Source organism: Terriglobia bacterium, assembly GCA_020072815.1.
Taxonomy (GTDB): domain Bacteria; phylum Acidobacteriota; class Terriglobia; order Terriglobales; family Acidobacteriaceae; genus Angelobacter.
Map to the genome: position 1 here is coordinate 30,499 of JAIQGE010000002.1, position 12,091 is coordinate 42,589.

A 12,091-nucleotide genomic window follows, 5' to 3' on the forward strand; every position below is an offset into this window, starting at 1 on the left:
AACCCCCGCCTGCCCATTCTTAATTCCAGAGGGATGTTTCTCCTAGGTGGAAACCGCCGGGTCCCGGCTTGCGGCAGCAGTTAGCTCCTTCCGGTACTGCCGGGGTCCGGCGGCGATGCAACCCGTTGGCTGTGCAGGCCGCGGGTTTCATCCATAACGGCTGCGCTAACCGGCGCGGCCGTTCGCGTTCGCCCCCAACTCGCTTGGACTTGACTAATCTCTCCCAAGCGCCTGCCGCGTAATCTAAACCCTGCAATCCGCAATGCGGATCTCTGCCGATAGCTCCGAACGCTATTCCCAACTGATTTCGGCCGTGCTTTCCTAGACCGCTTGGGTGCCATACCCGCCATGGCCGCTTACCTGTCTGTGATGGCGATCACCGCAATTGCCTCTTGCCCAGGGGGATGATCTTAGGGATAAAATAAATTCCCCAGGCCGCTGGTTCGCCCATGACCTCGCCGCCCGGCGAGTTTCACCGGCAGGCCGTGCTCCTGGTCGCCCCAAGTCCGCTCTCATCAGAAACGGAGAGGTTTAGACCATGGGAACTTCAAGCTCCAGATTCAACCAGTCGCGTTCTAGCCAGACATCGCCCAGCCCGTCCGAATCCGCCCCGTCATCGCCCCGCCAGTCATCGTCCCGCCGGTCATGGTTCAATCGCCATCTGCTGCGCGTTGTCCAGAAGCTTGCCGGGGACGTTCCGGTGCGTTTGGGTGACGATGGCCCGGTGGAAAAGCAGGCGCATGTGGAACCGCTGCGTCCAGCCATTGTGATTCGTCGCAAGAAAACGCTGGCGGCCATTGCCTTGAATCCCGATATCGGGTTTGGCGACGCATACAGTGACGGCCGCATTGAAGTGGAAGGTGATCTGGTCCGTCTGCTGGAGAACCTCTACCAATCGCCCAAGAGCCACAGCCCCGGTTTGGTTTCGCGCTGGCTGGATTGGGTGCAGGCCAATACCTTGCGCGGTTCGCGCCGCAACATTCATCATCATTACGATCTTTCCAACGACTTTTACCGGCTCTGGCTGGATCGCCAGATGGTCTATACCTGCGCCTATTTTCCCCATCCCGACGCAACGCTGGAAGAAGCCCAGGCTGCCAAAATGGACCTGGTATGCCGCAAGCTCGCGTTGCGGCCGGACGAAACTGTGGTCGAAGCCGGCTGCGGATGGGGCGCGCTGGCCCTGCACATGGCCCAGCATTACGGCGTTCGCGTGAAGGCCTTCAACATCTCCCACGAGCAGATTGCCTTCGCCCGCGAGAGGGCGGCGAAAGAAGGGCTGGCCTCCCGCGTTGAGTTTATTGAAGACGACTTCCGCAACATCAGTGGCCGCTTTGACGTTTTTGCTTCGGTGGGAATGCTGGAGCACCTGGGCGTGAAGAACTATGGCGACTTGGGGCGCGTGATTCACCGCACCATCGGCGACACCGGCCGCGGCTTGCTGCATTTCATCGGCAGAAATTATCCCCGCCCCTTCAACGTCTGGATCCGCAAACGCATCTTCCCCGGAGCCTACGTTCCCAGCCTGGGAGAAGCCATGAGCGTGCTGGAGCCCCAGGATTACAGCGTCCTGCACGTGGAAAATCTGCGCGCCCATTACGCCAAGACCCTGGAGCACTGGCTCAGCCGCTTTGAGCAGTCCTACCCGGCCGTGGTGGAACGCTTTGGACCAAACTTTGCCCGCGCCTGGCGCTTGTATCTGGCCGGGTCCATTGCCGCATTCCGCGTGGGCAGCCTGCAGTTGTTCCAGATCGTGTTCGCCGGAAACAAATGCGCCGCGCAGCGCTGGACGTGGGCCGGCCTCCATGACAACCTCGGCGATACATCAGCCCAGCAGAACCAGCCGGAGAAAAAATGGATTCATGCGATGTCCTGATCGCCGGCGGCGGACCTGCAGGCTCATCGTGCGCCTGGGCCCTGCGTTCCAGCGGCCTGGACGTGCGTGTCCTGGACAAGGCCACGTTTCCTCGCAACAAAGTCTGTGGCGGCTGGATCACCCCCGAAGTACTCCGCGCCCTGGCCATTGATCCTTGCGACTACGCCTCCCGCGACTACGCTCCCGGACGGACCATGCAGCCCATCACCGGCTTTCGCATCAGCAGCATGGGACGTCGCGAAGTTGACGTGACCTTTCCCAACATCGTCAGCTATGGCATCCAGCGCCGGGAATTCGACGAATATCTCCTCCGCCGCTGTGGCGCGCGAGTCCGTGAAGGCGTCCCCATCACCAGCATAGAACGTGTTGGCGACGCCTGGCTCATCAACCGAGAAATCCGCGCGCGTATGCTCATCGGGGCCGGCGGACATTTTTGTCCCATCGCCCGCGCTCTCAACAGCGGCCGCAACGGCAACACCAACGGCAACCACGACGCAAGCAAGAATGGGAAGAACGAAGAGCCGGTCGTCGCCCAGGAAATTGAATTTGCCATGTCGCCCGAACAGGCGGCGCAATGCCGCGTGCAGGGCGAGACGCCCGAACTTTATTTCTGTGAAGACCTCAAAGGCTACGGCTGGTGTTTCCGCAAAGGCAATCTGCTGAATATCGGACTGGGCCGGCTGGACCAGCGCGCTTTGCCGGAGCACGTGGCGCGCTTCCTGGAATTCCTGCGCGCCGCCGGCAAAGTGCCTTTCGATCTGCCGGGGCGGCTGTTCGGCCACGCGTATCTGGTGTCCGGCTATACGCCGCGGAAAATTGTCGGCGACCACGTCCTGCTCATAGGCGACTCCGCCGGCCTGGCGTTCCCGCAAAGTGGCGAAGGCATCTTGCCCGCGGTCGAATCCGGGTTGATCGCCGCCGGTGTGGTCCAGTCCGCCGCCGGTGATTATTCCCTGGACCGCCTGCAAGAATATCCCGCGCTCCTCACCCAGCGCTTTGGCTCACACGGCGGAATCTTGCAATCGCTGGGACGCCGCCTTCCATCTGGTATGCGGAAGGGAATTGCGCGCTGGCTGCTGACCAAGCCATCGTTCTGCCGCCATACGGCGGTTGAGAACTGGTTTCTCCACGCCGCCTGACCGCGTGCTCTTCCAAAATAATGGCCCGGCAACTCGCCGGGCCACTTGAAATGCGATTGGTCGTGCTTAGTTCTTCTTGTCCTTGTCCGGCGTCGGAGTCGGTTTGGGGGTCGACTGGGCTCCTGTATCCCTGCCGCGTCCCACGTCGCGATTGCCCTGTGCAGGCTGTTGCGCCGGCGGCGGAGTGTTGGTCACCGCGGGACGCCGCTCCTGCGCAGGCTGTTGCGCGGGCTGCTGCGCTGCCGGCGGAGGCTGCTGTGCCGCAGGCGGCTGGCTCCGGGGCGCCGGAGGTTGTGGAGGCGGCGGAGTGGCTGCCGGCCTGTTCCTGGTGTCAGGAACTCTGCGATCCACCTCTCCTCCTGGCAAGGTCGCGCCCGGTGGAGTCCGCGTTGGCGCCACAGTCGGCCGCGTTACAGCGGGTTGTTGCGGAGCGGGTTGTTGCGCTGCCGGTGGCTGGACCGCGGGTGGAGGTGGTGTCCGCGTCGGCGCCACAGTCGGGCGCGTTACAGCGGGTTGTTGCGGAGCGGGTTGCTGCACCGCCGGGGGCTGGACTGCCGCCGGAGGTGGAGTCCGCGTAGGTGTGCCCGGCTGACCGCCGGCATCCCGTCCGCGTCCTGGTTCGCGACCGCCCGGTGTGGGCTGTTGTGCTGCCGGCTGTTGCGGTGGCTGAACTGCAGCTGGCGGTGGAGTCCGCGCTGGCGCTACCGTCGGCCGCGTTATTGCAGGTTGTTGCGGCGGCGGTTGTTGTGCAGCAGGCGGCTGGACCACAGGTGGAGGTGGAGTCCGCGTAGGTACGCCCGGCTGTGCGCCCGGTTCCCGTCCGCGTCCTGGCTCACGACCCCTCGGCGTCGGCTGTTGCACCGCCGGCTGTTGCGCCGGTTGTTGTGTTGCGGGTGGCTGGGTTGCCGGAACCTGGTGCCCTCCTCCGGACAAGGGTTGTCCCGGAGCCGGAGTAGCTACCGGCCTCCCGGTGTCAGGCGCTCTGCGACCACCGGCTTCTCCTGGCTGGCCTGCGGCCGGAGGAGTCCGTGTGGGTTGCGCCGCGCCTGGCTGAGTTCTGCCAAAATCCCTTCCGCGTCCCCCGCGAGTGTCCTGCGCAGGTTGCTGCGGTGCGGGCAGTTGCGCGCCCGGTCTTGCTAAACCGGGCTGTGTTCCCGGTCTTACAACGCCGGGCTGCGTTCCTGGTCTTGCGACACCGGGCTGTGTTCCAGGACGAATTACCCCACCCGGTTTGCCTTGCTCGAACCGCGGCCGCTCGGCTTGCACCGGCGGACGTGTCTGCGGCGTGCCGCCATGAATGGCGCGCACATCAGGCTTAACTTCAGGCTGCGCAATGACTCTTCCGCGTCCAATCTCACTCGGGTTCAGTCGCACCAGTTCCCGGTTCACGGGCCGCGCGCTGCGGAAGGTTTCCGTGGACACCGCAGTCGGCGCCACGCGCTGGTATTGATAGCGGACGTTGCTCCTGTCCCGCACATTGATGTAGTTGTTGATGATGGTGACGTTCCTCACCGAAACGTTCGCCCTATTCACTTCGCGCAAGTACCCGTCACTGTGGCGATACGAAGGGAAGTACGGGTCTCTGGGTCCCAGCGGGAACCACACTGAGATGCCGGCGCGCGGTCCGCCCACGAAAGCCACCAGCGCCGGCGCGTAGATCGGACGCACCGCTACCGGGCCGGGACACCATCCCCAGCGTGAGCCGATGAACACCCAGCGACCATAATGGAAGGGCGTAAATCCCCAGGGCTCTTCCGCAACCCAGGTCCAACCCCACGGCGCCACCCAGACCCAGCGTCCGTAGCGATACGGCGCCCAGTCGGCGGCCACAGTCGTGGGATACCAAATCTGTCCGTATTGAGACTCTGATTGCCAGCGTCCGTACTGGTCCAGATCAGAGTAGCCAGGAGAGTACGTGCTCACGTACTTGCGCGAATCGCCGCCCAGAAAGCGGCGGTCGCGGTCGCCCGACCATTGATCAAAATCGTCGTTGCCCGGCGCTGACACCCACTGCAACTCCGCTTGGTCCGTGCCGGTGAGCTGCAACGCCTGGCCGCTTTGCACCACCTCGGAAAAGCCGTTGCCGTTGACTTCCAGCTCTCCGCTGGTGACCACGATCAGCGTCATGTTGTCGTCAGGATAAGTCTCGATGCGGTAACTGCCCGCGCGCAAAATGGTCAGCGACGCGTTGGCCGTATCAATCGCAATCGCGTTTCCCTCGCGAATGTCAAAAACCCGGATGCGCAGCGTGCCTTGCGCCAGACCCATTTGCAGCAGCTCATCCGTCAGGTTGGTGGCCGTTATGTCGGTGTCGGTGGAAAGACGAATGGCGATGTTGCCGGTTTCCAGTTCCGCCCGCCCGTCCCGGTCGGTGTAGATGCGGTCGCCCGTGGTGAGCGGATAGTTCAGTGATGCCTGGCTCCACTGGTCTTCACCGGCAGGCTGGAATGAGACGTTGCCGCTCATAAAACTGAGCCGGGCTACGCGGCCCGGCGGATCGCCTTCATCGGCCAGCAGCGGCGATGCCAGTAGCATGATTGCGGCGAGAGCCATAACGGACAAACAAATCTTGCGGGCGTGCTTAAGAACATCGGCAGTTTTCACGTGCCACCTCTTCTCTTGGTCCACAAATCTTGGTTCACTCATCTTTGAGTTCACAAGTTTTGCTTTAATAAGCTTGATGTAACGGATCGTGGTCTTTTGACCTGGGTTCCCTTTAACTTAGATGCGGTTTCGCGGCGTTTTGGCAATGCCGAAAACCTTGTGTTCAATGAATATCGCTACCCACTAATGCCAACACTGCGAGATTCGGCAAGTTTCGGAAGGATGCGCATGCTTGCGGTTAAGTTTGGTGGAGAAAGCTTGGCCTTTCCTTACAAAGCAGGCTTAGGCTCATCAGAGTCGCCCGACTGAACCGAGTCGGCGTCACACTTTCAGCGTGATAAAGGTTCACAGGTCGGAGACTGACGCGGTGACCGCTTCCAGCAGCCCGACTTCAGCGGCAACTTGCTGGAGCTTGCTGCGCGTATCTTTTTTCACCGGGACCATGGGCAGGCGAAAGACTTCTTCAATCCGTCCCATCATCGCCAGCACGGTCTTGACCGGCATGGGGTTCGATTCCAAAAAGTTGGCCTGCATCAGCGGCAGGAATTTGCGATGAATCTCTCGCGCCGTCTTCCAATCGTTGTTCAGCGCCGCGCGGGCGATGTCCGACATTTCTTTGGGGATCTCATTCGACGCCACGGAGATGATGCCCACGCCGCCCAGCGAGATCACCGGCAGCGTGACCGCGTCATCGCCGGAGAAGACCAGAAAGCTATCGGGAACGTGGTTGAACACTTCTGCAATCTGGCTGATGTTGCCGCTGGCTTCCTTCACCGCGATGATGTTCCCCAACTTGGCCAGACGTCCCAGCGTGGCCGGCTCAATGTTGGCGGCCGTGCGTCCCGGAACGTTGTACAGCACCAGCGGCTTGTCCACCGCTTCGGCAATGGCTTTGAAGTGCTGGTACTGGCCTTCCTGCGTGGGCTTGTTGTAATAGGGTGACGCCGTCAGGATGGCGTCCACGCCTTTGCGCTTGTTCAGTTCGCGGGCTTTGGCGACTGCGTCCGCGGTGTCGTTCGACGTGGCCCCGGCCACAATCGGCACGCGCCCCGCGGCCACTTCAATCGTAATATCAATGACCCGCAGCCATTCTTCTTTGCTCAGCGTGGGCGTCTCGCCCGTGGTCCCGCAGGGGACCAGGAAATGGATCCCCGATTCAATCTGCCACTCGACCAGGCGCCCCAGCTTTTGCTGGTCAATCGTTTGGTCCTGGCGGAACGGAGTAACAAGCGCGGTGCCGCAACCCTGGAGTTTCATGATCGCTTCATAGCATAACAAAGGTTCCTCGCCTGGAGATAGATTGTCGCGAGGCGCAGAATCGGAAGATCGGGGCAGCGGATCATCGGGCCATCGGAGACCAGGGCCAAATTCCTCAGCTATTGCCTGAGTGTTCGCCAAGACGCTGCAAACAGCGCCAACAGTTGGTTTGCTTCGTCGAGCAAATCTCTTAGTCTTGCAGGTTTAGTGATGCCGCTCTCGCCCAGCAGTTCCAGCCACAGTACCGTCTCATCAGCTTCTTCAATGACGATTCCGAGCTTGGCGGTGAACTCCGCTTTGGAACGCCCTCGACCGGCGGCTCGATAGTTTGCGGCTATGCTGGTGGCTGATCGCAATACTTGGCGAGCGATGACGTCGGCTTCGCGGCTACGCGGAAGAGCCTGCGTCATGCGAATGATCCGTAGCGCAAAGGCCTTTGTCCGCTGCTTGAGTTGATGGTGCTGGTCGAGGCTCATGGCTGGCCATTCTAATACGCAAGGCAATCTTCCGATGATCCGATGACCCGATCTCCCGATGACCCGATCGTTAGAGCTGATCTACGATCTCCGGAAACTCATAAAATCCCGTTTTGCCCTGGATCCACTCCGCGGCGCGCACCGCGCCTTCAGCAAAGCCCAGGCGGTTTTTCGCGTCATGCGTGAGCAGGATCGTGTCGTTGGCTGAGTCCAGCATCACCAGGTGCATGCCCACGGTCTCGCCTTCACGCACGGAAGCCACTTCAACTTTCTGCCCTGAGCCGGACTCCAGGATCTTCTGCAGCGTCACCGCGGTGCCGGAAGGCTTGTCTTTCTTGTGGACGTGGTGCCGCTCCACGATGCTGCCGCGATAATGGTTTTTCAAGATGGGCGCAATCGCCTGCACGGCCTTGAAGAAAAAATTCATGCCGATGGAAAAATTCGATCCGTAGAGCAGCGCCGCTTTGCGTTCTTTCACCAGCTCGCGGACTTTCTCCATGTGCTGGTACCACCCCGTGGTGCCGACTACCATCGGCACTCCGCTCTCCACGCAGCGAATCACGTTGGCGATGACCGCGTGCGGCGCGGTGAAGTCTACCACCACGTTCATTTTCTTAAGCAGTTCCGGCGTCAGCCCGCGGCCGTCCTGGTTGTCCTGGCTGGCCAGCGAAGTTACTTCATGGCCGCGCTCTCTGGCCACGTCCGCCACCAGCGCGCCCGTCTTGCCGCGTCCTAGAACCAGAATTTGCAAACCAGTCCTCTCTGTCCATCAGCTTTGTTCGGCTTCACCTGCGCAGCGCCAGCGGAGCACACAAAAAAGCTCACGCAAACACCGCTGGGTCCACATCGGTAAAAAACACCTGATGCAGCCGTGAGACTACTTGCGGCACGTCCGCCTCGTCAATCACAAAGCTGATGTTGATCTCCGACGCGCCCTGGGAAATCATCTGGATGTTGACGTCTGGAATCGCGCCAAAAACTTTCGCGGCGATTCCCGGCGTGTTGCGTATGTTCTCGCCCACCAGGCACACAATCGCCTTGCGGCCGTCATATTTAACGTCCGCCAGCTTGCCCAGGTCGGCGGCGATGGCGGCAATAGACTCGTTCGAATCCACCGTCACCGAAACGCTGACCTCGGATGTGGAAACCATGTCCACCGGGCAGCGATGGTTGGCGAATACCTCAAAAATGCTTTTCAAAAAGCCGTGAGCCATCAACATGCGCGTGGCTACCACGTCCACCACGGTTATGCGTTTCTTGGCGGCAATGGCTTTGAAGATGTTTTTGCTCTTGGGCGCGGTGGCGGTGATGCGCGTGCCTTCGCATTTGGGATTACGCGAATTCAGGATCAGCACCGGAATATTCTTCTGAATGGCCGGCAGCAGCGTGGCCGGATGCAGGACTTTCGCCCCGAAATACGCCAGCTCCGCCGCCTCTTCAAAACTAATGTTCTTGATCCGCCGCGCCTGAGGGCACAGGCTGGGGTCGGTGGTCATCATGCCGTCCACGTCCGTCCATATCTCAATGCGCGTGGCGTCCAGCCCCGCCCCCACAATGGCCGCGCTGAAATCGGACCCGCCGCGCCCCAGCGTGGTGCCAATGCCTTCCCGTGTTGCGCCGATGAAGCCGCCCATCACCGGCACCCGGCCGCGTTCCAGCAGCGGCTTCACCGTTTCCACCAGGCGCGAGTTGGTCTCTTCAAATTGCGGAATGGCCTTGCTGAACGTGTCGTCGGTTACGATGCAGCGGCGCGAATCCACGTGCGTGGCGTCAATGCCGCGCTGCGAAAACGCCGCCGCAGCAATCTTGGACGATACCCGCTCGCCAAAGCCCGCGATGGCGTCCGTGGTGCGGGCCGTCAACTCGCCCACCGCCACCACGCCGCGCAACAGCTCGTCCAGGCTGTTGAAGTCGGCGTCAAGCTCCGGCGCAATCTGCTCAAAGGCGTGCGTGCCCAGCAGGTCCACGGCGGTGTTGTAGTGGCGCTCGCGCGCCGCACGGGAGAGTTCCAGCGCTTTTGCGCGATCTCCGGCGCCGGCGGCGGAGGCCATGGCCAGCAACTGGTCAGTGATTTTCGCCAGCGCGCTCACCACCACCACGGGTTTTTCCTTCAGCCGTTCGCGCACGATGGCCGCCACGCGGTCAATCGCCTGCGCGTCTTGCACGGAGGTCCCGCCGAACTTCATCACGATCATCGGCGTGCCTCGGCTGGCGCGCTCAACCCAGATATCCTTGCGCTTTGAGCAGCTCGCCGTTCAGGATGGCCGCGCCGGCAGCGCCACGAATCGTATTGTGGGAAAGCACGGTGAATCGCCAGTCAAAAATGTTGCAGGGACGCAGCCGCCCCACCACGGCCGACATGCCGCGTCCGCGATCGCGGTCCAGGCGGGGCTGCGGCCGGTCCGGCGCGGGATCGTAGATCACCGGCTGCTCCGGCGCTGTGGGCAGCTTCAGTTTCTGCGGCAGGCAGCGAAATTCGTTCCACGTGCGGATGATCTCTTCGGCTTCCGCTGACTGGCGCAGCTTGACGGACACCGACTCCATGTGCCCATCTTCCACCGCCACGCGATTGCAATGCGCGCTCAGCGCGATCTCCGCCGGGATTACACCTGAGCCGCCCAGCGATCCCAGCAGTTTGCGCGATTCCGCTTCCAGCTTGGGTTCCTCGCCGGCGATGTAGGGAATCACGTTGCCCAGTATGTCCAGCGACGGCACGCCCGGATATCCCGCGCCGCTCACCGCTTGCATCGTCGCGACGAACACTTTGTCCACGCCCCATCGGCGATGCAGCGGCCCCAGGGCCAGCACCAGCCCAATGGCCGAGCAGTTGGGATTGGTCACCATGAAGCCGCCGTTTTTCTTGTACCACTTCTGCCGCTTGATCAATTCGGTGTGGTCGGCGTTCACTTCCGGGACCACCAGCGGAACGTCTTCCGCCATGCGGAACGCGCTGGAATTGGAAACCACGGCGCATCCCGCTTCGGCGAAGGCCGGCTCAATCTCGCGCGCGGCCGCCGCATCCAGGGCGGCAAAGATCAGCTTGGGCGTGTCTTGCGCGGGAGCCGCAGCGTTGACCGTGAGTTCCGCCACGGCCTGCGGAATCGGCGTGCTCAGCCGCCAGGTGGCGGCTTCAGAGTATTTCTTGCCGGCCGAGCGGTCCGATGCCGCCAGCCACGCAACTTCAAACCAGGGATGTGATTCCAGCAGCTGGATGAAGCGCTGTCCTACGGTGCCGGTGGCGCCGAGAATGCCAACTGGAATCTTGGTGGTCATGGAGTTCTAAGAGTGTGATTTTAGCATTGAGGAAGATGCAATTAGCATTCAGCACTCAGCCCGACCGTTAAGTTTTCGGCGATGGGACGATTCGGCGTTTCAACAGAGTACGATCGCAAATTACCCGATTACCAAATTACCCAATTACCAATCTTCTAGTCCCTCACCACCTCAACGTTGTTCGCAGGGACGGCCATCTTCATGACTTTGTAGTCGTCGCCCACCCACAGCATCCATACGATACCTTCTGATTCCATTCTGACTTTGTTGACCTCCTGCTCCACGCCTTTCACCAGCAGCTTGTCGCGGCCAACCAGCTCCACCGACACGCTGGCGGCCACGTGCTGCTGCGGCACCAGGATGCCAAAGCTGCTGGGTCCGCACAGGCGCTCGTTGTTTTTCAGCAGGCAGCCGGTGGCCAGGTAGCGCCAAACCAGGATTTCCCGATGGGAGAAGAAGTTGTCGTCCAGGATCACCGTGGAAAGCGGCAGAACGTGGGGCACGTCCATCTTTTTCTGGTCGGCCGGGACCACGTGCTCCACCAGCAACTGGTCCTTGGCTTCCACGCTGGATTCTTCTTTCTGCGGCAACGTGGACCGCCAGTTGTAAGAGCGCAGCTCGCCCTTGGCGGTAATCTGCATCTCCGAAGTCTGTGTGGCCTTGAATTTCCCGTCGTCCACTTTGATTTCAGATGTGGCTACGCTCAGGTCAGCGCGCTGCTCGATATGAAATGTCTCCGTGCCCACGCGTTTGCCGCTCATAAAGATGCCAAAGCTGCCCGCATCCACCACTTTGCTTCCGGTGGTCTTCTTGTCCTTCTGGTCGGAGGCGCTGAGAAACGTCGCCGTGGCCGTTAGCGTCATGGCGAGTAGCACGATGTTGATGGACCTTTTCATTGCTTTACCTCCGGCTTGCCGGCGGCGAGAAGACGTTCGATTTCTTCCGCCACTTGTTCCACTGATTTGCCCATGGTGTCCACGCGGTGTTGCGCCAGTTGGTAAGCGGAACGCCGTTCTGCAAAAAGTCTGCTGAAGGTTGCCGCGTCCCGCGCCAAAGGACGCACGTTGCCGCCTTCCTGGCAGCGGCGGCGCAATTCCTCCAGCGGCGCTTCCAGCAAGACTGTTGCCGCCCCGGAGCGCTCCAGCGCGGCGCGGTTGGCGGGTTGCACAAACGCTCCGCCGCCCAGCGCTAACACCAGATCGCCCGGCATGTCGGAATCTTGCAGTAGTTCGCGCAGAGCGGCGCTCTCCGCCTTGCGGAAGCCTGCCTCTCCGCGGTCGGCAAAGATCGCCGCAACGGTTTGCTGTTCGCGGGTTTCAATGATGTTGTCCAAATCGCAGAAATTCCATTCCAGCCGCGCGGCGAGCGCGCGTCCCACGCTGGTCTTGCCCGCGCCCATGAACCCGATGAGGACAACACGCCGGGTTGGCTCAGAGCGGGCCATCTAAGGACAAAGGCAAAAATGT

The 12,091-nt window shown here is 61.4% G+C and carries 10 protein-coding genes; 2 read left to right on the forward strand and 8 right to left on the reverse strand.

The features are described from left to right. Positions 1 to 538: 538 nt before the first annotated feature. Both LAO20_04020 and LAO20_04025 read left to right on the forward strand, forming a co-directional pair. Positions 539 to 1,876, forward strand: a complete 1,338-nt coding sequence (locus LAO20_04020; GenBank protein ID MBZ5530575.1) for a cyclopropane-fatty-acyl-phospholipid synthase family protein — start codon at positions 539 to 541, stop codon at positions 1,874 to 1,876. Beyond that, a complete protein-coding gene (locus tag LAO20_04025; GenBank protein MBZ5530576.1) occupies positions 1,855 to 3,015 on the forward strand; it encodes an NAD(P)/FAD-dependent oxidoreductase in 1,161 nt (386 codons plus the stop codon). Before LAO20_04020 ends, LAO20_04025 begins: the two co-directional genes overlap by 22 nt. Positions 3,016 to 3,081: 66 nt before the next feature. On the opposite strand, the gene LAO20_04030 is transcribed toward LAO20_04025, so the two are convergent. The 8 genes from LAO20_04030 to LAO20_04065 all read right to left on the reverse strand — a co-directional run bounded on the left by LAO20_04030 (position 3,082) and on the right by LAO20_04065 (position 12,069). Next, positions 3,082 to 5,568 carry a hypothetical protein gene (locus LAO20_04030; GenBank protein MBZ5530577.1) on the reverse strand — a complete coding sequence of 829 codons (2,487 nt, stop codon included), beginning with the start codon at positions 5,566 to 5,568 and terminating at the stop codon, positions 3,082 to 3,084. Between the two features lie 396 nt (positions 5,569 to 5,964). Continuing rightward, positions 5,965 to 6,876: a 4-hydroxy-tetrahydrodipicolinate synthase gene (gene dapA / locus LAO20_04035; GenBank protein MBZ5530578.1), complete on the reverse strand. Its 912-nt coding sequence runs from the start codon at positions 6,874 to 6,876 to the stop codon at positions 5,965 to 5,967. Between the two features lie 119 nt (positions 6,877 to 6,995). Then, entirely contained in the window at positions 6,996 to 7,352 is a 357-nt protein-coding gene (locus tag LAO20_04040; protein MBZ5530579.1) for a four helix bundle protein, read from the reverse strand. A 70-nt stretch (positions 7,353 to 7,422) separates the two neighbouring features. Next, on the reverse strand, positions 7,423 to 8,103 hold the full coding sequence (locus LAO20_04045) for a 4-hydroxy-tetrahydrodipicolinate reductase (GenBank protein MBZ5530580.1): 681 nt from the start codon (positions 8,101 to 8,103) through the stop codon (positions 7,423 to 7,425). A gap of 70 nt (positions 8,104 to 8,173) precedes the next feature. Continuing rightward, positions 8,174 to 9,547, reverse strand: coding sequence for a lysine-sensitive aspartokinase 3 (gene lysC / locus LAO20_04050; GenBank protein MBZ5530581.1), 1,374 nt, complete (start codon positions 9,545 to 9,547; stop codon positions 8,174 to 8,176). A gap of 22 nt (positions 9,548 to 9,569) precedes the next feature. Continuing rightward, entirely contained in the window at positions 9,570 to 10,625 is a 1,056-nt protein-coding gene (gene asd / locus LAO20_04055) for an aspartate-semialdehyde dehydrogenase (protein ID MBZ5530582.1), read from the reverse strand. Positions 10,626 to 10,780: 155 nt separating this feature from the next. Next, positions 10,781 to 11,521 (reverse strand): hypothetical protein, encoded by a 741-nt coding sequence (locus LAO20_04060; GenBank protein MBZ5530583.1) that lies wholly within the window; start codon positions 11,519 to 11,521, stop codon positions 10,781 to 10,783. Continuing rightward, positions 11,518 to 12,069 carry a shikimate kinase gene (locus LAO20_04065; protein ID MBZ5530584.1) on the reverse strand — a complete coding sequence of 184 codons (552 nt, stop codon included), beginning with the start codon at positions 12,067 to 12,069 and terminating at the stop codon, positions 11,518 to 11,520. The genes LAO20_04060 and LAO20_04065 overlap by 4 nt, the downstream gene beginning before the upstream one ends. Positions 12,070 to 12,091: the final 22 nt, after the last annotated feature.